The following is a 22,019-nucleotide window of genomic DNA, read 5'->3' as shown; positions in this document are numbered from 1 at the left end:
ATTGCAGCGGAAAGCGGGAACAACACATCAAAATACAACAGGAACTTTCGCTCCCAAACCTAAAAATTATACACTATATATATATTGTGTGTTTTTCGATAAACCTTATATTTGCACCTTATACTTAATTAATATGATCAAGATTACTTTACCGGACGGTTCGGTTAGAGAGTTTGCACCAGGTGTAACTCCTATGGATGTTGCGAAAAGCATCAGTGAGGGATTAGCAAGAAATGTGATTTCCGCTTCTTTTAATGGTACAACCATTGAAACCTCGACCGCGCTAACCACCGACGGTGCTCTTATATTATATACCTGGAACGATGCCGACGGTAAAAAAGCGTTCTGGCATTCGACTTCGCACGTAATGGCGCAAGCTTTAGAAGAAATGTATCCAGGCATAAAGCTTACTATTGGTCCGGCGATTGAAAACGGATTCTATTATGATGTGGATTTCGGAGATAAAAAAATCAGTGATGCCGATTTTAAAGCCATCGAAGACCGCGTGTTGGAGATTTCAAGAGAGAAACACGAATTCAAAATGCGTTCGGCTACTAAGGCAGAAGCTTTGGAGTTGTACAAAAACAACGAATACAAAACGGAACTTATCCAAAACCTTGAAGACGGAACCATTACGTTCTGCGATCATGCAACTTTTACCGATTTATGTCGTGGAGGTCACATTCCGAACACAGGAATCATCAAAGCGATGAAAATTTTATCGGTAGCCGGAGCGTATTGGAGAGGAGACGAGAAAAACAAACAGTTAACGCGTGTGTACGGAATTTCATTTCCAAAACAAAAAGACTTAACGGATTACCTAGAATTACTAGAAGAAGCAAAACGTCGTGACCACAGAAAACTGGGTAAAGAATTGGATTTGTTCCACTTCTCTCAAAAAGTTGGTCAAGGTTTACCTTTATGGTTACCAAAAGGTGCTGCGTTACGCGACCGCTTGGAGCAATTCCTTAAAAAAGCACAAAAGAAAGCCGGATATGAGCAAGTAGTTTCACCCCATATCGGACAAAAAGAATTATACGTTACTTCAGGTCACTATGCAAAATACGGTGCAGATAGTTTCCAACCGATTCACACACCGGCAGAAGGCGAAGAGTTCTTGTTAAAACCAATGAACTGCCCACACCACTGTGAAATTTACAACGCAAGACCTTGGAGTTACAAAGATTTACCGAAACGTTATGCTGAATTCGGAACCGTTTACCGTTATGAGCAATCCGGGGAATTACACGGACTAACTCGTGTTCGCGGGTTTACTCAGGATGATGCGCACATTTTCTGTACACCAGATCAATTGGATGCGGAGTTTAAAAACGTAATCGACCTTGTATTGTATGTATTCGGATCGTTAGGATTTGAAAACTTTACCGCTCAGGTATCGGTTCGCGATTTGAGCAACCCGGATAAATACATCGGATCGGTTGAAAACTGGGAAAAAGCGGAAAACGCAATTATTAGCGCTGCTAAAGACAAAGGTTTGAACTATGTGATTGAAGCTGGTGAAGCAGCATTCTATGGTCCGAAACTGGATTTCATGGTAAAAGACGCTTTAGGAAGAAGCTGGCAGTTGGGAACGATTCAGGTAGATTACAACTTACCGGAGCGTTTCGATTTGTCGTATAAAGGTTCTGATAATGAATTACATAGACCCGTAATGATTCACCGAGCACCGTTTGGTTCGATGGAGCGTTTCATCGCAATTTTACTGGAACATACCGGTGGAAATTTCCCGCTTTGGTTGATGCCGGATCAGGCTATCATCCTGTCTTTGAGCGAGAAATATGAAAATTATGCCAAAAAAGTTTCAGAATTGCTGGAAATTCACGAAATTCGCGCCCTAATTGACAACCGTAACGAGACAATCGGTAAAAAAATCCGTGAGGCGGAAACCAAAAAGTTCCCGTTCATGCTGATTGTTGGTGAGGAAGAAGAGAAAAACGGAACGATTTCCGTACGCCGTCACGGTGAAGCCGGTAAGTCCAACGAGACCATGACAATTGAACAGTTTGCCGCAATGGTAAATGAGGAAATTAGCAAAACATTAAAACAATTCTAAGTTTAATTTAAAATTTTAGAGCCATAGCAATAAGAAACAACAGAGGTTACCAACCTCGAGTAGAAAAGAAAGACGCCCACAGAATTAACAACAACATTCGTGTGCCGGAAGTACGTCTTGTAGGAGACAATATTGAACCGGGAGTTTACAAAACTGCCGAAGCAATGCGTTTAGCCGACCAGTTTGAACTGGATTTGGTTGAAATCTCTCCAAATGCTGAACCGCCTGTTTGTAAAATCATGGATTACGGTAAGTTCTTGTACGAACAGAAAAAACGTGAAAAAGAACTGAAAGCCAAATCGACGCAAATTACCATCAAGGAAATTCGTTTCGGTCCTCAAACAGACGAGCACGATTACGAGTTCAAAAAGAAGAATGCTGAGAAGTTCTTAAAAGAAGGTTCGAAATTAAAAGCGTTCGTATTCTTCAAGGGACGTTCCATCATCTATAAAGAACAAGGACAAATCTTATTGCTTCGTTTAGCGCAGGATTTGGAAGAGTTCGGAAAAGTGGAAGCCATGCCGGTTTTGGAAGGAAAGCGTATGATCATGTTCATCGCTCCGAAAAAGAAAAGTAAATAGTTAGCAGTCGCAGTATTCAGTATTCAATCTGTAAACTGAAAACCGAGACTGAAAACTAAAAAATAGTAAGTAAGATAAATTTAATACCTAGGAAGAGATGCCTAAAATGAAAACTAAATCTAGTGCTAAGAAACGTTTTAAAGTTACTGGCTCTGGAAAAATCAAAAGAAAGCACGCTTTTAAAAGTCACATCTTGACTAAAAAGTCGAAAAAACGTAAGTTAGCTTTAACTCACTCAGCATTGGTTCACCAATCTGACGTGAAGAGTGTGAAAGAACAATTAAGAATTATCTAATCGACAATTTATTGTCAATTAATAATAAATCAACTTTTGTTGATTAAATCTTAATCGTACTTCGGTTAAAACAATTTAATAACCCTGGAGTGGGCGTTTTGAGTTCAACACAAAAACAGAAGTGCCGAAAGGCCGCCTTACTGCAAAAAACAATTTAGAATTATGCCAAGATCAGTAAATTCAGTTGCTAAAAGAGCACGAAGAAAAAGAGTATTGAAGCAAGCCAAAGGTTTCTTTGGAAGACGTAAAAACGTTTGGACAGTAGCGAAAAACGCGGTAGAGAAAGCAATGGCTTACGCATACCGTGGAAGAAAACAAAAGAAAAGAAATTTCCGTGCTTTATGGATCATGCGTATCAACGCGGGTGCACGTTTACACGGAATGAGCTATTCTCAGTTCATGGGTAAAATCAAAGCGAACAACATCGAATTGAACCGTAAAGTTCTTGCCGATTTAGCAATGAACCACCCAGAAGCTTTCGCGGCTATCGTGAATAAAGTGAAATAAGAAAAACGTTTATAAACATATTTATCTTACTTATTATAAAAACCCATTCGCAAGAGTGGGTTTTTTATTTTTAGCAATTTTGGAGCGAAAGGTTCGGGAGGTATCGGCCAACCTAATTCCCGCCATCCGCACTACAAGGTAGTTGCTCCTGTCGGGGCTAGTGTGGAATCCATTTTAATTTTTGGAAACTTTATTTTTGAACTACCTTTGTATTTCATTTAGTTCCCATGAAAAATACAAATCCCGATACGCCCACAAAAAGTTTGCATCCGCGAAACAAACACAACGGCAATTACGATTTCAAAACTTTAATTGCAACCTTACCGGAATTGGAAGCCTTTGTAGCTGTCAATAAATTCGGGAACGAAAGTATCGACTTTGCTAATCCGGATGCCGTTCGCGCCTTGAACAAAGCGTTGCTCAAACATTTTTACAATATCAGTTATTGGGAATTACCGAAAACCAACCTTTGCCCTCCTATCCCGGGCCGCGCCGATTACCTACATTACATGGCCGATCTTTTAGCCGAAACCAACAACGGAACAATTCCAACAGGAAATACAATTAAAATTTTAGATATTGGAACAGGCGCCAATTGCATCTATCCCATCATTGGTCATCAGGAATACGGTTGGAATTTCGTTGGAACGGAAATCGACAAACCTGCGAAATTAACCGCAAAGAACATCATCAACCATAATCCTGAACTAAAGAATGGTATTAGCATCCGTCTTCAGGAAAATAAACGAAACATATTCAAAGGAATCATACAACCCGATGAACATTTCGATTTTACCATTTGTAATCCACCGTTTCACAATTCAAAAGAAGCCGCCACAGAAGGCACCAAACGCAAACTAAAAAACTTAGGCAAAACCGTAGAGAACAAACCCGTCTTAAACTTTGGCGGACAGAATAACGAACTGTGGTACGAAGGCGGCGAACTGGCGTTTATCACCAATATGATCTTTGAAAGCGTACATTTCCAAAAACAATGCAAATGGTTTTCGTCTTTGGTGTCTAAAAAAGAAAATCTGAAACCGCTGTATTCGGTATTAAAAAGAGTAAAAGCTACTGAAGTAAAAACCATCAACATGGAACAAGGCAATAAAATAACCCGTATTTTAGTTTGGCGTTTTTGATTTAAAGTAATTATGAGCGAATCGCTTTTAAAACATATTCAGCGTAAAACGGAGCTCACACCATTGGAGCAGGAAAAACTCTTGTCCAAAATCGAATACCGAAAACTCAAAAAGAAAGAGCTTTTGCTCGAAGAAGGTTCCGTGTGTGATTTCTTCTGCTTCATTGAAAAAGGTTGTTGCCGTATGTACCTTATCAACGACAAAGGCAATGAGCAAACCCTGCAATTCGGAATCGAAGACTGGTGGATCATGGATTACATGAGTTACAGCACTGAAAATCCATCCGATTTTTACATTCAAGCAGTTGAAAATTCCGAAGTGCTTATCATCCCAAAAAATGATTTGGAACAATTACTCATCGAAATCCCTAAACTGGAACGCTATTTCAGAATCGTTTTGCAAAAAACATTCGCCGCTACCCAAATGCGAATAAAGTTTCTTTTTACCATGAGTGCCGAAGAGCGGTACCATCATTTCAACAATGCTTTTCCGGTATTCGTACAACGCGTCCCGCAATACATGTTGGCTTCTTATCTTGATTTTTCCGCAGAATTCATGAGTAAAATAAGGGCCGGCAAAATCTGATTCCATTTCTTGAAGTACTTCAAGTTTTTTAGAACCGAACTACCGGAACTTTGTCATGTAATTTTAAAACAACAAATCATGACTACAAGAATTGACATCCCGCAAACAGAACCGGAAGCTTACAAAGCAATGCTAGGATTGGAAAAATATCTGGCAGAATCAAAACTTACTCCTATCCACAAAGAACTGATCAAAATCAGAGCTTCGCAAATTAACGGCTGTGCGTTCTGCATCAACATGCACACCACCGATGCGCGAAAAATGGGCGAAACCGAACAGCGAATTTACCTGTTAAACGCCTGGCGCGAAACCGCTCTTTTCAATGAAGAAGAAAAAGCAATTCTGGCGCTAACCGAAGAAGTAACTCTGATTCAAAATCATGTTTCCGATGCAACTTATCAGGCAGCTGCTAAGCTTTTCGACGAAAACTACCTAGCACAAATCATGATGATGATCATCACCATAAACGCCTGGAACCGAATTGCTATTGCTACCCAACTGCAGGTTGCTTAACACTGTCATCATTTAGAAAAAGCCATTTCAACATTGAGATGGCTTTTCCTCCTTAAACAATTTTCTTTCCTTTTTCGTACCTTTAATGTACTAATCTCGGAAGTATGAAAACCGATGTTTTGATAATTGGAGCAGGCCCAACCGGGCTAATGATGGCAAATCAGCTGCAACGCTTTGGTATCGATTTCATAATTATGGACAGTAAGGAGGGCCCAACCGAACAATCAAGAGCGATTGCTGTGACGGCCCGAAGCATGGAAATATACCAGCAAATGGGATTATCCGATCATATTCTTGATGAAGGTACTCCAATTAATTCTTTCAATTTGTATTTTTTCGGAAAGAAAAAGGCCGAAATAAAAATCAATGAAATTGGCAAAGGTCTCACTGATTTTAGCTTTCTCTTCGCTTTTGAACAAAGTAAAAACGAACAACTTCTCTATGAAAACTTATTAAGAAAAGGCAACAATGTGATCTGGAACACTGAATTTTCCAATCTCACACAAACCGACAATGATATTGTAACCATTGCTTTTCATAACGATGATGTAAAAAAAATAAAATCGCAATACGTTGTAGCTTGTGACGGTGCCAAAAGCCCGATCCGGCATCAGCTCAATTTTACCTTTGAAGGCGGTACTTACGAAAACAAATTCTACGTAGCCGATACGGTTTTGGATTGGATTCTAGAATACGACAAACTGATTATCGCACCTACCAATAAAAATTTCTGTGGTTTCTTCCCGTTAAAAGGCGAAAGAAAATATCGGGTTTTGGGAACGCTGCCAAAAGAATTTCATCAAAAAGAGAACCTCACTTTTAAAGAGATAGAAAACGAAATAAAGAAAACATTGGGTTTGCCACTGACATTTGAAAAAATCAATTGGTTTTCCGTATACAATTTACACCATCGAAAAGTTAACAATTTCAGGAACAAGAGAGTTTTTCTGGCCGGAGACAGCGCGCACATTCACAGTCCGGCCGGAGGTCAGGGTATGAACACTGGCTTACAGGATGCGTACAATCTGGCCTGGAAATTAGCTTATGTTTTAAAAGATTTTGCCAAAGAAGAAATCTTAGAAACCTACAACGAAGAGCGCATACCGTTTGCAAAATGGCTGATGCGTTTTACGGATCGCGCTTTCAACATCATGACTTCGGACAAATGGCACATCGCTCTTTTCCGGAAAACCATACTCATACCCATGATCCGCTTCGTGTTGTCAAGCGATCTTCTGAAACCGACTGTCTTTAAAACCGTATCTCAAATCAGGTATTCTTATAACGGAAAGAAATTATCCGTAAATGAAAGCCGTCAAAAATTGAAATTCGATGCCGGCGATCGTTTACCCTATAAAAATGAAAAAGGATATTACAGCCAATTTTCAAGCGAAGGCTTTTATCTGCTTCACATAAACGACAGCAAACTGCATCCACAAATTGAAGCCGAAATCAAATCTTTGACTCCCTTCCCTGTTACTTTTTACGAGGATTCACTCTCTATGTTCTGGAGAAATTTAGGCGTAACTTCCGAACTTTTTATTTTATTACGGCCTGATAATTATATGGGATATCTTTTTGACGGTTACGATACTGTCAAATTCAAAAATTACATTTCCCGTTATTTTAATGTAGTTTAAAAAATAGACATTCCTGTCTTGGTGGTCAGCTGTTCCAACGCATACATCCCTAATTCGGAATTTCCTTTTTCATTTAAACGAGGGCTCCAAGTGGCAACAGTAAAATTTTTAGGGAACAATGCTCCAATGCCACCTCCAATACCACTTTTTCCTGGCAAACCTACCCGATAGGTAAACTCACCGGATTCGTCATAAAAGCCACAGGTTTGCATTAAAGCATTCAAACGTTTTACCTGACTTTGGGATAGAATCTGTTTTTCTGTTTTAGTTTTTCCTTCATTGGCAAAAAAGAAAAAGGAATGCGCCAATTCTTTGCAAGTCATTTCTAACGAGCATTGATGAAAATAAAAATCCAAAACCTCATCTACATCGTTATGGATATTACCGAACGACTTTAAAAAATTAGCTAACGCAGCATTTCGAAAGCCTGTATCTCTTTCAGATTTCGCAACATCTTCATTAAAATTAATGGTTTCGAAGCCGGAAAGTGTTCTAATAAAATTCAGCAGTTCCTGCTTAGGATTTTTCAGATGGGTGATTAAAATATCGGCAATTACTAAAGCACCTGCATTAATAAACGGATTACGTGGAATACCTTTTTCGTATTCCAACTGCACTAATGAATTAAAAGGGTTTCCAGAAGGTTCTACACCTACACGTTCCCAGACTTTTTCTCCTAAAATGGAAAATGCATAAGCAACAGTCAATGTTTTAGAAACAGATTGAATAGAAAATTTCTCATTCGAATCTCCAATCCCGAAATCCAGCCCGTCTATTGTTGTTAAATGCATTCCGAATTTATTAGGATTGATTTTAGCCAACTCAGGAATAGTTGAAGCTACTGAACCAACTGCAGGAATAGCTTTGGCTTCCGAATATATTTCTTCTAAAATAGCTCTGAAATCCATAGAAATGGTTTAAGTTTTCAGCTTTTTCTTTCGGGCTGCCGGAAATAAAACGTTGTTCAAAATCAAACGATAGCCTGGAGAATTTGGATGCAAATCTAAAACGGTATGAGCATCACCTACTCTATGCTGATAATCTTCCGGATCGTGACCTCCATAATACGTAAACATTCCTTTCCCCTTCGTTCCGTGGATGTAACGCGCTTCCCCATTTTGCTTGTTTTCTCCCATCACCAACACATTCGATTTAATCATGTTCACATCGAAAGCGGTGGTTTGCCCCATAAAACCTTTCACTAATTGGGTATGATTTTGACATAACATCGTTGGTATCGGATCCCATTTTGCAGAGTATTCCATCAGCGTAAAATAATCTACATCCGGTAAAATTTTGCGTCTTAAAGTCATATCGATATCCGAAAACTCATATTGCATCGGATTGCGCTCCAATACATAATCTTTAAAAGCAAAAGTATTGCTGAAATCTATTTTCGTCTGATAATTAGCATCACTTTCATCGCCATCGAACATGGGCTCACAAATATCTACGCCTTCTGCCGATAACGCAATATCAAAACTATCTGTGGCCGAACACATCGCAAACATAAAACCGCCACCAATAACATAGTTTCGGATTTTATTGGCAACTGCCATTTTCTCTTGGGAAACTTTAGAAAAACCTAGTTTGGCAGCCAAGGCTTCGGCTTCTTTTTTCTGTTCGATATACCAAGGCGCATTGCGGTAAACACCAAAAAATTTCCCGTATTGTCCGGTAAAATCTTCATGGTGTAAGTGCAGCCAATCGTATAATAAAAGGGCATCGTTCAACACTTCTTCATCGTATATTTCGGTAAATGGAATTTCGGCATAAGTCAAAACCAATGTTACCGCATCGTCCCAAGGTTGTTTCCCCTTTGGTGTATAGACCGCAATTTTAGGTGCTTTTTCCAAAACAACCGTTTCCATATTTTGGGAAGGCGAACTGATTTCTTCCAAAATTCCGTTAGCAGTCCCATCTGACAAAACTTCAAAACTCACACCGCGAATCTGGCATTCTTTACGGATTTCGGGCGCATCCGGCAATAAAAAAGAGCCTCCCCGATAATTAAGCAACCAACTTACTTTATACTGTTTATCTAAAGCCCAGTACGTAATTCCGTAGGCTTTCAGGTGATTTTGCTGCGTTTCGACATCCATGGGAATAAGCACAAAAGAGGCTTTTGCGGATAATGAAATCAGAAATAAAAGAATATATAAGGTCTTTTTAAACGACATTCTGCAAAAAATTATTCTCAAAGATACATCGTTTCATGTGAAGATAATGCTAAAAAAACAGGTAAAAATACCTGATTTTAAAAAAAATAGTCTTGATAATTTTGAGATAACTCTTTTATTATAGTACTTATGCACGATAAAATTGCTAATTTGATAACCGAAAAATCCGACATCCCTAAAGTTTTTCAAAAATTTGAAATACCACTTTTAATTATCGTAATTGTCGCCAACTTTTATTTGCTCCTTTGGTTGTTATTTCAATAACTACCTCAAAGAATCAAATCTTCCTGGTTAACAATTTTATTTTGAATAGCATAAACGACTAAACCGGCCACATTTTTAGACTCCGTCTTTAACAACAGATTGTTTCGATGACCATCTACCGTTCTTGCACTAATAAAAAGACGCTCTCCTATTTCTTTAGTACTCAACTGCTTGCATATAAGCTGCAGCACTTCTTTTTCTCTAACTGTTAAACAGTCATTTTCAAAAAGCCCTTTACTCTTTTGATCTGCAACAACTTCTACCTCATTAATAATTTTCATAACCTGCTCGTTGTAATAAAAACCTTTGTTGTACACTTCGTTAATGGTTAAGATCATTTCTTCTGGTGTGGAATTTTTTACCAGATAGGAAGAGGCGCCAATATGTACCATATTAGCTATAAACGAACTGGTTTCATAACTTGATAGGGCAATAATCTTAATATTTGCAAATTCGTTCTGAATAACCTTAGTTGCCTCAACACCATTTAGTTGTGGCATTTTTAAATCCATGATAATAACATCCGGATGTATAGTACTTTCTCGTAAAAACGAAACCAGCTCCTGTCCGTTTGGAGCCTCGAAAATGATTTCCATGTTGCTTTCCCGCTGTAGCATAAAGGCTATTCCTCTGCGGAATAATTCTTCATCGTCTGCAAGGACTATTTTTATTGTTGTATCCATATTTAAAAGGTTATTAAAACCGAAATCCCATTTTTAACACTTGACTCAATCTCTAATTTTCCGTTTAAAATGGCAACGCGGCTTTCTATATTTTTCATTCCTAAACCCTTCTTATATTCTTGTTTTTTCAGATCAAAGCCAACACCATCATCTGAATATTTGCAAACTTTGTTATTTTGATGATTCAAAAAATCAATATGAATATGATTGGCTTTACCATGTCGGACAGAATTGTTCATTAACTCTTGCAGGATCCGAAACAGATGCAGATGATTTTGAACGTCATTCTGATCAAAAACCAGCAAATTCTGATAATGGACATTTACGGCTTTACTGCTTTGAAACTCTAAACACAATTCCCGTACCCCTGCATCTAATCCAAATTTTTCAAGTACCGGAGGCAACAAATCATGGGCTAATCTTCTGGAATCATCTATAGCCCGTTTGGTAAAATTGATGATGTTTGTAGTAATTTCTGATCGTTCACTTTCCGATAAATCATTAACTTTTAACATATGGGTATGCAACGAAATAACGTTGAGTTTCGAACTGATATCATCGTGTAAATCCTGGGCTATTCTTTTTCGTTCTTCTTCCTGCGTGACTATTACTGCTTGGAGCAAATCTTTTTGATAACTGATCTCCAGATCTTTTTTCTGAAGCTCGTATTTGATGATTTTTTTTCTTGAAAAATAGAAGAAAAGCACCAAAACTAAAGCCAAAAGCAAGAATGCGCTAAACGTATAGATTATCGCCTCTAACAATTCCTTTTGAAATAATAATTCTCTATCCATTTTTAGGCACAACGTGGTTTGAATAATTTTTCTTCCATTCAAAAAGGATCATTAGTTGATAAATGACATACAAAATCGCATTAAGGATCCAGATATTGAACACCAATTTTAATTTATAGATTGTGGTTAAATTACCTGCTAAAAAAATTACGGTACTCCCGAATAAATAAATTAAAATCCCAAGATTTATATAATAAAATTCTTTCTTCTCATTCAAGAGATTGTACAGATAAAATGTTGTGTAAATAATCAGCAGGAAAGACGTTATAAAAATTTCAAACAAATTAAATTTAAAAAAAGCTCCAGGATCCAAAGCATATTGAATTCCCAATACAACTAAACAGGAAACAAATCCTATCTTAATTGTTTTCTTCTGAAAGTCATTCATCCTGAGATGTAAATAAAAAAAACTTATCAGGACAAATTGCAGTATAAAATAGAAGTGGGAAAGGAATAAATTATTTTTACCGAGCTTCAAGAGTATATACCCAATCATTTGTATGACAAACATCGACATCGTATATACCGTAAAAATTTTATAGGCTTTCCCATTTTTTGAAAAGCCTATAAAAAAAAGGATTGTATTTATCAATAAGAACAAATATCCTAAATCCGCTATGATCTCTAATATCAATTTTATAGTATTAAATTAATCGCAAGTACTCGGACAAGGCTTGGTGAAATCAAAAATAGAAGGCGAATAATCTTCTCTATTATTAAATTCGTTGGCTGGTAAAATTATATTTCTTTCACTATCTAACCCAAACAATACAGTCGTTAGTTTTCCTTGTGGATTCACTCCAAAAACCACTCCTAAGAATTTAAAATCAGGCAAATCACTTACTTTATCGATTACTTCTTTTTCAATACTAAAATGATTAATTCTCAAATTATCATAGGAAACAACGTTACTTACATCTTGATTTTCAGCCAATTTAACATTCCAATTCTTGATATAAGCAAAAGCTGTTTTAGGGTTTAAAATATGTGCATCAATAATTTCATCATCACTTTCAAATTCTATTGTTGAAGAAGACAGTGCAACAATTTGATTGTTAAAACTTTCATCTGAAATCATTAGCGAATTAACAATTCCCAGATACGTTCCGTCATTAGTAACGCCAACCGTTTTCATATCTAATTTACCATCAGTCAATCCCAAGACAAATCGCACCTTTCCCAATTGTTCATTAGCAAGCAACTGATTTAATTCTTCCTTGGAAAATAAATAACAAACTGTATTCGCATCAGCCTTTTGGAGACTGGCATCCAATTTAGAAGTAACCCAATCACTTTTGAATGATGCTAAACTCGCTTCACCTGTAGTTGCACCGCCTTCTTCTTTCTGACAGGAAACAAGCAGCAGCAAAGCGAAAACCGATAAAAATACCTGTTTCATCTCTTAAAACAATGGGCTTTTAACATCGCAAGTATCTGGACAAGGTCTTGTAAAGTCGTAAATATATTGCCCGTTTGCATCGTCAATTAAATCATTGCCGTTTGCATCGACTCCTACCAACATTAATTTATTCTCTCCGGTTTCATCAATTCCGATATAAGCCCTTACATCTACTACTCCTTCTTCATTCATTAGTTGGGTAATATCAATCTGAGGAATTAAATGTGCTTTCACAGTTGCACCTGGAGTAGCTCTCCATTTTTGAGCCCAAGCTTGAGCAGTCTCTAAAGTAATTGTGTTTACAGCAGTTTCTTGTGATTTGTTTTCAGACATAATTTTTGTTTTAAAATGTTGTGTAATTTTCTTACGATAAAAATACTCTTTTTTTACATTTTAACAAAAAAATACTAACAATTTAATATAGCGTTAATTTTAAAAAAAGACAAAAAATACTTAAAAACACTGTATATCAATTTTTTAAAACAAAAAAAGCAACTATTGCGCAATCAAAAAACAGGTATTTCTACCTATTCCCTGTAAATATTTTACGACTAATTTCGCCTGCATAACAAGACTATCATTGATAATAAAAATACTGTTGTTGATGATTCAAGCTGTTCACATCCTTTAAAATTTTAAACAATTATAAACCTTATAAACTATGTCAACAGAACCATTTATCGGGGAAATTAAACTTTTGGCTTTTGATTTTGCTCCTAGAAATTACCTGCAATGCAGTGGTCAGCTTTTGAGTATTGCACAAAACACAGCTCTTTTTTCTTTATTGGGAACCACATATGGTGGTAATGGCACACAAAACTTTGCAATTCCGGACTTAAGAGGAAGAATGCCAATTGGTCAGGGAAACGGAAGCGGCTTACCAAGTCACTCAATGGGGGAAATAGCCGGAACAACTAACATCACGCTTACTACTCAAAATTTACCCGCACACAACCATATGGCGATTGGTGTTACGGTTAATCTTCCCGTATCGACAGGTGGTGGCGATTCCAGTAGTCCACAAAATGCATATCTGGCAGATAAAGGCACTGAAGTTTTTTCGAGTGTAAGTACTCCCGGAGCCAATTATGGAAATTTAAGTGTATCAGGGCAAACCAGCATTACCGGATCAAATACCCCTTTTGAAATTATGAACCCATATCTGGTAATGAACTATTCAATTGCCATTTTCGGAATTTTTCCAAGTCGAAACTAATCTAATCTAAAACAAAAAATATGTCTACAGAACCTTTTATCGGAGAAGTTAAAATTTTAGGCTTCAATTTCGCACCACTTGGCTACATGACCTGCAGCGGGCAAACGTTATCAATCGCTTCCAACACAGCCTTGTTTTCCTTATTGGGAACAACATACGGCGGTAACGGTCAAACTACCTTTAATCTACCAGACCTTCAAGGACGTATGCCTATAGGACAAGGACAAGGTCCAGGCTTACCTTATTACGCAATGGGAGAAGTTGGCGGTACTGTTCAAACCACATTAACAACAGCAAATATGCCGGCTCACGTTCACGCAGCAACAGGTATTACAGTTAACATGCCGGTATCAACAGGTGGTGGTGATGCTAGTAGTCCGCAAGGAGCTTTTTTAGCAGATGTGGGTACAGAAGTATATTCCAGTGTGAATACACAAGGTGCAAACTACGGACCGCTTACTGTGGGTGGAACTACTGCGCCAACAGGATCTTCGATGCCTTTTTCAATCGCTAACCCCTATTTAGTTATTAACTATTCGATTGCAACACAGGGTATTTTCCCAAGCAGAAATTAAGATATTAACCCTAAAGGGAATGGCTCTCCATTCCCTTTCTACTTTTTACAAAATGGAAACAATTGGCCTCCTATTACCCCGCTCCACCTTTTACGAAACAATTGGTTTCGACATTTTCCACGGATTAAAAGCAAGTTTGAAAAGGCTTGGCCGTGAAGACATAAAAGTAGTAACAGAAAACATAGGTTTTGGCGCCGAAAAGCAACAATGCTACAGAAGTGCAGAACGTTTGCTATTAGACGAAAATGCCTCACTGGTAATCGCCTACATTGGTCACCGAACTGCCGAACTATTAAAACCACTTTTTCAGGCTACCAATAAAATACTGATAGTGTTGGATGCCGGTGCTCATCTTCCTCAGGAATGGCCTACCTGTCCAAATATTTTTTATCATTCTTTGCACAATTCACTGGGTGCTTGGTTGTCTTCAAAAAGTGCCGCAAGCAACGGACATCAAAATGGCGGTTTAATCACCGGCTATTACGATGGTGGTTACCTGCACACTTACAGTGCATCAAAAGGTTTTGAAGAATTTGGCGGAACTATCAGTTTTAACCACGCTACCGGGTATAAAAAGGATGATTTTTCAATGGATACTTTAAAAAACCATGCCGATAATTTTCCAAACAGTGCATTTCTTACCTTATTCAGTGGCGATTATGTACAATGGTGTTTTGAAGATTTAAAGAATAATCTGGCGGGTAAAAAATTCACTGTTTACATGTCTCCATTTGGGTTTGAGGAAACCATGCTTAAAAATGCTGTTCATCCCGGAAGCAATGTAAAAGGTGTAGCTTCATGGTCATCCAAAATAAAAAACGAAGAAAACGAACAGTTCACCAAAAACATGGAAGCTTTAGGAAAAACACCAAACTTATTCTCTTTATTAGGCTGGGAAAGTGCAGTGATCGCTTTACAAACACTTCAACTAATTGCTGTTCATAAAAACAATACGGTACAAATTGCTAACGAATTAACAACCTTTGAATTTGAAAGCCCACGTGGAAAAACATCTTTCAATCAGAAAACAAATACTTCTTTATCACCGCTTTATTATGCATCGGTTATTGAAAATGAAAACGGCACTTGTGAGGTGGAACTGCATGAAGCAATTACAAATTTAGGAGAAGAATTTGAAAAACTAATCAACCTACCAACAGAAAACAGTACTTCTGCCTGGTATAACAGTTATACCTGCATCTAATGGAAACTCAGAAAAGAATCTTACTCCTTTGCGGTGGAAAATTCGCGTTTAAAGCATTACAATTATTAGCTTTTGAAAAATACATCTGTGGTGTAGCCATAGGAAAAGTATCCGAAAGAATTGCCGATGCTTTAGAAAGAGAATGCGAAGACAGCGGCATTGCTTTTCATTCCTTTCCAAACAAAAAAAGCATGATGTTGATGAAAGACTGGATTGAAGAAATTCAACCTGATTATATTTTCAGTATATCATTTCCCTTTTTACTTTCTGAAGATATACTTTCCTACGGTACAGAAAAATTCATTAATTTTCATCCGGGACCATTACCCCAGTACAGAGGTGTAATGCCCATTTTTGAAGTACTTCGCAATCAGGAATCACAAACGGCAATATCAGTCCACTTCATGAATTCAAAATTTGATGAAGGCGATATCATTTTTAATGATCCTGTTCCAATTAAAGCTAATGACACTTACGGAACCTTAACCGTAAAATTGAGCAGTCGTTTGGCTCAAGTGGCTTTAAACACTGCAAACATGCTTCAATTTGCAAATAAAATACCGAGTATTCCACAAGACACATCAAGTGCTTATTATTTTGAAAAACCGGATTTATCAGATACATATATCAACTGGAAACGCATGACTTCCGATGAAATTATCGCATTGGTTAATGCCTGCAACCCATGGAATACAGGAGCCGATTTCAGTTTTAATGGTGAATTGTCCAAAATAATATCAGCTAAAATTTTAAATGAGCCCCACAATAACACTTTACCCGGAACCATCCTTTCCACAGATGAAAACGGTTCTATAAATGTAGCCTGCAATGATAACAATCAAATCAGTATTGAAATTTTAAAAACCGATTCCGGAATCATGACCTCAAAACAATTTACCACTTTGCATCCGGTAATTGGCGTGATTTTAAACTGATTCCAAAAACATGTAAGAGATAAGAATCCGATAAAATGAAAATTGTATGAAAAAGAAAATTACCCTATTAATCGTCATGACATTCATGACTATTCTTAAAGGACAAGCTCAAACTCAGTTTTGGAGCGACACCTTTGAATCCGCACCGTCAAGCGGAACGAGAACTCCTGAAGAAAACGGTGGGACAACTTCACCCAGCACTTCTTACTTCAAATTGACCAATGGCAGCGACATTTTACAAGTTGTTCCATTCACTGGTAAAGAAGGTTCAAACTTTTGGGCTGGAGAAGATCACAATGCACTTAATACAGGTTTTACCGCAAGTGGAGCCGTTACCAATCAAGCCGCTAACGCTACAACCAATGAACTCCATATTGAATGGACCGGAATCAATATTTCCGGAAAATCGGGTATGAGTTTCAAAGGGTTTATTGCTGCTGCCAGTAGTAATGAACCTTGGGATAATCAAAACGCCTGTATAAGTGGTGTAGGAACTACCAATACCGATTATATAATTGTAGAATATCAGATTGATGGTGGTGCTTACGTACCTCTTATCCGTTTTTACAACAGAGGAAGTGCCAGTGGTACGTCAGATAAATACTTATATGAAGATACTGATGGTAACGGATGTGGAGATGGTATCCAACTGACCAATGTATTTGGAGAATTTACCAAGACAATCGCAGGGACAGGAACAACGCTTAATCTACGCATTAGGGTGTTTAGTGAAGGAAATAACGAAGAATGGGGCATTGACAATTTCAGATTATTTGAAACACCTACCTGTACAGTTCCAACTATTACTGGCAACCCATCTAACAGAACCGTCTGTGCAGGGAACAACACTACCTTTTCAGTAACCGCATCAAGCGCAACAGGCTATCAGTGGCAAGTTAATACGGGAAGTGGTTTTACTAACTTATCAAATGGCGCTCCTTATTCAGGAGTAACAACCAACACCTTATCCATTACAGGTGCAACTGCCGGAATGAATGGATACTTATACCGTTGTGTACCTTATAACGGAACAGCATCCTGCTTTACGAATTCAAATTCAGGTACATTATCAATTTCATCAATAAGCAGTACTGGTTCTAAAACAGATGCATCCTGTTTTGGTGGAGCAAACGGAACAGCTACTGTAGTCGCTTCCGGAGGAATTGGGGGCTATACCTATTCATGGTCGCCATCGGGTGGAACTGGAGCAACAGCAACAGGATTGACTGCAGGAACCTACACCTGCACCATTACAGATGCAAGTGCTTGTCAGGCGACTAGGACTTTTACTATCAACCAACCATCAGCAGCTCTTACAGCTACAACTTCCAAAACCGATGCATCTTGCAACGGCGGAGCAAACGGAACCGCTACTGTAGTAGTTTCTGGTGGAACTAGTGCATATACCTATTCTTGGGCTCCTTCTGGTGGAACCGGAGCAACAGCAACAGGATTAGCTGCAGGAACCTATACCTGTACCATTACGGATGCAAATTCTTGTCAGATAACCAGAACTGTAACCATCACGCAACCAACAGCATTAGCAGCTACAACTTCCAAAACCGATGTGTCTTGTAACGGCGGAGCAAACGGAACGGCTACTGTAGTCGTTTCTGGAGGAACTAGTACATATACATACTCTTGGGCTCCCTCAGGTGGAACTGCAGCAACTGCAACAGGATTAGCTGCAGGAACCTACACCTGTACCATTACGGATGCAAATTCTTGTCAGATAACCAGAACTGTAACCATCACACAACCAACAGCATTAGCAGCAACAACTTCTAAAACCGATGTATCTTGCAACGGTGGAGCGAATGGAACCGCTACTGTAGTAGTTTCTGGAGGAACTAGTGCATATACATACTCTTGGGCTCCCTCAGGTGGAACTGCAGCAACTGCAACAGGATTAGCTGCAGGAACCTACACCTGTACCATTACAGATGCAAATTCTTGTCAGATAACCAGAACAGTTACCATTACGCAACCAACCGCATTAGCTGCTACAACTTCCAAAACCGATGTGTCTTGTAACGGCGGAGCAAACGGAACGGCTACTGTAGTCGTTTCTGGAGGAACTAGTGCATATACATACTCTTGGGCTCCCTCAGGTGGAACCGGAGCAACCGCAACAGGATTGACTGCAGGAACCTACACCTGCACCATTACGGATGCAAATTCTTGTCAAATAACCAGAACGGTAACCATCACGCAACCAACCACATTAGCAGCTACAACTTCCAAAACCGATGTATCTTGTAACGGCGGAGCAAACGGAACGGTTACTGTAGTCGTTTCTGGTGGAACTAGTGCATATACCTATTCTTGGGCTCCTTCTGGTGGAACCGGAGCAACAACAACAGGATTAGCTGCAGGAACCTATACCTGTACCATTACGGATGCAAATTCTTGTCAGATAACCAGAACTGTAACCATAACGCAACCAACCGCATTAGCAGCTACAACTTCCAAAACCGATGTGTCTTGTAACGGCGGAGCAAACGGAACGGCTACTGTAGTAGTTTCTGGAGGGGCTAGTGCATATACATACTCTTGGGCTCCCTCAGGTGGAACCGGAGCAACAGCAACAGGATTAGCTGCAGGAACCTACACCTGCACCATTACAGATGCAAATTCTTGTCAGATAACCAGAACGGTAACTATTACTCAACCATCAACAATTGATAGTAATGTATCTGTAAATGGTTCGACAGTGTCCGCTATTCAGAATGGTGCAACATACCAATGGATTGACTGTGACAATGGAAATGCAATTATTCCCGGAGAAACCAATCAATCGTTCACACCAGCAATTAGCGGTAATTATGCAGTAATTATTACAATGAGTACTTGTTCAGCTACTTCAATCTGTACCAATGTTCTTGATACCGTAAGTTTTGAACCAAGCATTTCATTAACTGTTTTTCCTAATCCAACCAAAGGAATCATTACAGTTAATGCTAATTTTGAAGGACGCTTTCAGATTGTAAACCAATTGGGACAAATAATTAAAACCTTTAATACGGCTTCAGGGATCGAAAAAACACTGGATCTTGAAAATACTTCAGAAGGAATTTATTTCTTAATCGGTCAATCAAACGATGGAAAAACCATCAACAAAAAAATAATACTTGACAGGTAACTCAAAAAATCAATCCCTTAAAAACCGGTAAACTCAAACTTACCGGTTTTTTTATTCCATTTGAAGAAAACCAATAACAAAACAGGTATTTTCACTCGTAAACACTATTAAAACAGTATTTATTTTTGAAAGAAATAAACTACCATAAAAACTTGGTGCATTAATTAACCTTAAATTATAAATCATGTCAGAACAAAATTCACAAAATCAGGTTGCAACCGACCAGACAGTACCTTCTCAAGCAACTTTTTCATTGGTTTTAAGCCATTTGTATAAAGGAGCACAACCTGTAATTTCAAATGCAAATTGCGTATTCTCCTATTCTTGGAATTTCGAAACAAACATGGGATTGGCGCAATTAGTGTCAATTGATAATTGCGAACTTAACATCACATTACACCCACTTGGTATTCAGGGCTATTTAGATTTTATGTCGGATATGCCACCAACATCAGTTGTAATTAACGGACAACGTGTAGTACTAAACCGAATCATTCTAAACATTGAATTAGCTACCAACAAACGAAGTGGTGGTATCATGTTCAATGAAAACGGAGATGTTATCCAAACAACTGATAATTTTAACAGCGCAAAAGCGTCATTTTAATTAGTTTGAATTTGAAAACATAAAAAGCTGTCCTTGAAAGACAGCTTTTTTTAATTATCTTATACAGCATTTCGTTAAAACGGAACATCGCTGTCGTCATCAAAACTATTCATATTGCTTCCAAAAGCTTCATTTGGACTTGGAAGATTTGGTGTAATAAACGGATTATCATCCCTATTCATACCGGATGGAATTGCATCAAACGACGAACCAAAATCATCCAAATTGTCAAATTTACCCAAGTTTCCGATGAATTTTAAACGAATATTATCCAATCCACCGTTACGGTGTTTCGCCACAATAAATTCAGCCTGACCTTGCGTTGGAGAGCGCTCTTCGTCATCCCATTCATCAATTTTATAGTATTCCGGACGGTAAATGAACGATACAATATCGGCATCCTGCTCAATCGCACCAGATTCCCTTAAGTCAGAAAGTAATGGTCGCTTACTGGCTCCACGGGTTTCCACGGCACGGGACAACTGAGAAAGTGCAATCACCGGAACATTAAGTTCTTTTGCCAAGGCTTTTAAATTTCGGGAAATAGTCGAGATTTCCTGTTCACGGTTTCCGCCTCCTTTTCCGTTTCCGCCGGCCGTCATTAACTGAAGGTAATCAATTACAATCATCTTGATACCGTATTGCGAAGCCAAACGACGTGCTTTTGCACGCAAATCGAAAATGGAAAGCGATGGGGTGTCATCAATATATAAAGGGGCTTTTTCCAAATCTTTTACTTTGATAGAAAGCTGTTCCCATTCGTGCTTTTCTAATTTTCCGGTTCTTAGTTTTTCTGATGACAATCCTGTTTCGGAAGAAATCAAACGGGTAATCAACTGTACGGAAGACATCTCCAGGGAAAACAAGGCAACGGGCGCACCAGCATCTATAGCCATATTTCTTGCCATCGATAAAACGAAAGCGGTTTTACCCATACCCGGACGTGCTGCAATAATAATCAAATCGGAAGGCTGCCAACCCGAAGTTAGTTTGTCTAAATCATGGAACCCGGTTGGAATTCCACTCAATCCCTCTTTATTGGCAATTTCTTCAATTCGCTTTTTTGCCTGAATCACCAAACTTTGTGCGGTTTCCGAACTTCTTTTGATGTTTCCCTGCGTTACCTCATACAATTTCGACTCGGCCTTATCCAATAAATCGAAAACATCGGTAGTTTCATCGTACGATTCTTCAATAATTTCAGAAGAAATACGAATCAAACTCCGCTGAATAAATTTCTGTAAAATGATTCTCGAGTGAAACTCAATATGTGCTGAAGACGAAATCTTTTGCGTAAGTTGAATCAGATAGAAATCCCCGCCTGACAATTCCAACTTGGCATTCTTTTTTAACTGAGAAGAAACTGTTAATAAGTCAATGGGTTGTGTATCGTTAAAAAGCTGAACAATAGCTTCAAAAATATATTTGTGTGCATCTTTGTAAAACGCATCAGGACTTAAAATATCAATAACCTCATCTACCCCTTTTTTATCAATCATCATCGCACCAAGTACGGCTTCTTCAAGGTCAAGCGCCTGAGGAGGCAACTTCCCTTTTTCAAGGTTGATGATCGTGGTTTTGTCCACTTTTACAGGGTTAATATTTCTGAGATTTTCCATGCTGCTAAGTTAGCCATTTTTTAGAAAAATGAAATTTGAGTTGTTAATAAACCGGTGTTCATAA

The 22,019-nt window shown here is 38.3% G+C and carries 21 protein-coding genes; 14 read left to right on the top strand and 7 right to left on the bottom strand.

All coding sequences use genetic code 11. The annotated features are described in order from the left end of the window. The first annotated feature begins 133 nt into the window (after nucleotides 1-133). From thrS to ABGT15_RS02685, 8 genes are all read left to right on the top strand, one after another. Nucleotides 134-2,074 carry a threonine--tRNA ligase gene (gene thrS, locus ABGT15_RS02720; protein ID WP_367229881.1) on the top strand — a complete coding sequence of 647 codons (1,941 nt, stop codon included), beginning with the start codon at nucleotides 134-136 and terminating at the stop codon, nucleotides 2,072-2,074. Nucleotides 2,075-2,097: 23 nt separating this feature from the next. Continuing rightward, nucleotides 2,098-2,655, top strand: coding sequence for a translation initiation factor IF-3 (gene infC, locus ABGT15_RS02715; protein WP_437125352.1), 558 nt, complete (start codon nucleotides 2,098-2,100; stop codon nucleotides 2,653-2,655). 97 nt (nucleotides 2,656-2,752) lie between these two features. Next, the gene (rpmI, locus tag ABGT15_RS02710) at nucleotides 2,753-2,950 is read left to right on the top strand and encodes a 50S ribosomal protein L35 (protein ID WP_014164268.1); all 198 of its coding nucleotides are present in this window, start codon (nucleotides 2,753-2,755) and stop codon (nucleotides 2,948-2,950) included. A 162-nt stretch (nucleotides 2,951-3,112) separates the two neighbouring features. Next, nucleotides 3,113-3,457, top strand: coding sequence for a 50S ribosomal protein L20 (rplT, locus tag ABGT15_RS02705; protein ID WP_237791270.1), 345 nt, complete (start codon nucleotides 3,113-3,115; stop codon nucleotides 3,455-3,457). Nucleotides 3,458-3,684: 227 nt separating this feature from the next. Next, nucleotides 3,685-4,599 (top strand): 23S rRNA (adenine(1618)-N(6))-methyltransferase RlmF, encoded by a 915-nt coding sequence (rlmF, locus tag ABGT15_RS02700; RefSeq protein WP_367229864.1) that lies wholly within the window; start codon nucleotides 3,685-3,687, stop codon nucleotides 4,597-4,599. 12 nt (nucleotides 4,600-4,611) lie between these two features. Continuing rightward, the gene (locus ABGT15_RS02695) at nucleotides 4,612-5,184 is read left to right on the top strand and encodes a Crp/Fnr family transcriptional regulator (RefSeq protein WP_367229863.1); all 573 of its coding nucleotides are present in this window, start codon (nucleotides 4,612-4,614) and stop codon (nucleotides 5,182-5,184) included. Nucleotides 5,185-5,262: 78 nt separating this feature from the next. Next, nucleotides 5,263-5,697 (top strand): carboxymuconolactone decarboxylase family protein, encoded by a 435-nt coding sequence (locus ABGT15_RS02690; RefSeq protein WP_367229862.1) that lies wholly within the window; start codon nucleotides 5,263-5,265, stop codon nucleotides 5,695-5,697. 104 nt (nucleotides 5,698-5,801) lie between these two features. Further along, nucleotides 5,802-7,337 (top strand): FAD-dependent monooxygenase, encoded by a 1,536-nt coding sequence (locus tag ABGT15_RS02685; RefSeq protein ID WP_367229861.1) that lies wholly within the window; start codon nucleotides 5,802-5,804, stop codon nucleotides 7,335-7,337. Here the strand turns inward: ABGT15_RS02685 and ABGT15_RS02680 are convergent. From ABGT15_RS02680 to ABGT15_RS02655, 6 genes are all read right to left on the bottom strand, one after another. After that, entirely contained in the window at nucleotides 7,334-8,245 is a 912-nt protein-coding gene (locus tag ABGT15_RS02680; RefSeq protein WP_367229860.1) for a glutaminase, read from the bottom strand. The genes ABGT15_RS02685 and ABGT15_RS02680 overlap by 4 nt on opposite strands. A 9-nt stretch (nucleotides 8,246-8,254) precedes the next feature. Beyond that, nucleotides 8,255-9,517 carry an asparagine synthetase B gene (locus ABGT15_RS02675; RefSeq protein ID WP_367229859.1) on the bottom strand — a complete coding sequence of 421 codons (1,263 nt, stop codon included), beginning with the start codon at nucleotides 9,515-9,517 and terminating at the stop codon, nucleotides 8,255-8,257. A gap of 269 nt (nucleotides 9,518-9,786) precedes the next feature. After that, on the bottom strand, nucleotides 9,787-10,464 hold the full coding sequence (locus tag ABGT15_RS02670; RefSeq protein ID WP_367229858.1) for a response regulator: 678 nt from the start codon (nucleotides 10,462-10,464) through the stop codon (nucleotides 9,787-9,789). A 2-nt stretch (nucleotides 10,465-10,466) separates the two neighbouring features. Further along, nucleotides 10,467-11,258 carry a sensor histidine kinase gene (locus ABGT15_RS02665; RefSeq protein ID WP_367229857.1) on the bottom strand — a complete coding sequence of 264 codons (792 nt, stop codon included), beginning with the start codon at nucleotides 11,256-11,258 and terminating at the stop codon, nucleotides 10,467-10,469. A gap of 649 nt (nucleotides 11,259-11,907) precedes the next feature. After that, nucleotides 11,908-12,657 carry a hypothetical protein gene (locus ABGT15_RS02660; protein WP_367229856.1) on the bottom strand — a complete coding sequence of 250 codons (750 nt, stop codon included), beginning with the start codon at nucleotides 12,655-12,657 and terminating at the stop codon, nucleotides 11,908-11,910. A gap of 3 nt (nucleotides 12,658-12,660) precedes the next feature. Further along, nucleotides 12,661-12,990, bottom strand: coding sequence for a hypothetical protein (locus ABGT15_RS02655; RefSeq protein ID WP_367229855.1), 330 nt, complete (start codon nucleotides 12,988-12,990; stop codon nucleotides 12,661-12,663). A gap of 328 nt (nucleotides 12,991-13,318) precedes the next feature. On the opposite strand from ABGT15_RS02655, the gene ABGT15_RS02650 reads away from it, so the two are divergent. The 6 genes from ABGT15_RS02650 to ABGT15_RS02625 all read left to right on the top strand — a co-directional run bounded on the left by ABGT15_RS02650 (nucleotide 13,319) and on the right by ABGT15_RS02625 (nucleotide 20,336). After that, entirely contained in the window at nucleotides 13,319-13,873 is a 555-nt protein-coding gene (locus tag ABGT15_RS02650; RefSeq protein ID WP_367229854.1) for a phage tail protein, read from the top strand. A gap of 20 nt (nucleotides 13,874-13,893) precedes the next feature. Then, a complete protein-coding gene (locus tag ABGT15_RS02645; protein ID WP_367229853.1) occupies nucleotides 13,894-14,448 on the top strand; it encodes a phage tail protein in 555 nt (184 codons plus the stop codon). Nucleotides 14,449-14,500: 52 nt separating this feature from the next. Beyond that, entirely contained in the window at nucleotides 14,501-15,652 is a 1,152-nt protein-coding gene (locus ABGT15_RS02640; RefSeq protein ID WP_367229852.1) for an ABC transporter substrate-binding protein, read from the top strand. Then, nucleotides 15,652-16,587 (top strand): methionyl-tRNA formyltransferase, encoded by a 936-nt coding sequence (locus ABGT15_RS02635; RefSeq protein ID WP_367229851.1) that lies wholly within the window; start codon nucleotides 15,652-15,654, stop codon nucleotides 16,585-16,587. Before ABGT15_RS02640 ends, ABGT15_RS02635 begins: the two co-directional genes overlap by 1 nt. Nucleotides 16,588-16,633: 46 nt before the next feature. Beyond that, complete coding sequence (locus ABGT15_RS02630) at nucleotides 16,634-19,729, top strand: T9SS type A sorting domain-containing protein (protein WP_367229850.1); 3,096 nt, start codon at nucleotides 16,634-16,636, stop codon at nucleotides 19,727-19,729. 184 nt (nucleotides 19,730-19,913) lie between these two features. Further along, entirely contained in the window at nucleotides 19,914-20,336 is a 423-nt protein-coding gene (locus ABGT15_RS02625) for a hypothetical protein (RefSeq protein WP_367229849.1), read from the top strand. Nucleotides 20,337-20,410: 74 nt separating this feature from the next. Here ABGT15_RS02625 and dnaB read toward each other — a convergent pair whose 3' ends face one another. Beyond that, a complete protein-coding gene (gene dnaB / locus ABGT15_RS02620; protein WP_367229848.1) occupies nucleotides 20,411-21,955 on the bottom strand; it encodes a replicative DNA helicase in 1,545 nt (514 codons plus the stop codon). Between the last annotated feature and the right edge of the window lie 64 nt (nucleotides 21,956-22,019).

Origin of the sequence: Flavobacterium enshiense (genome assembly GCF_040750275.1) — a bacterium.
Lineage (GTDB): Bacteria > Bacteroidota > Bacteroidia > Flavobacteriales > Flavobacteriaceae > Flavobacterium > Flavobacterium enshiense_B.
Note: the sequence above shows the minus strand (reverse complement) of the source record. Positions and strands in the feature narration are given on the sequence as shown.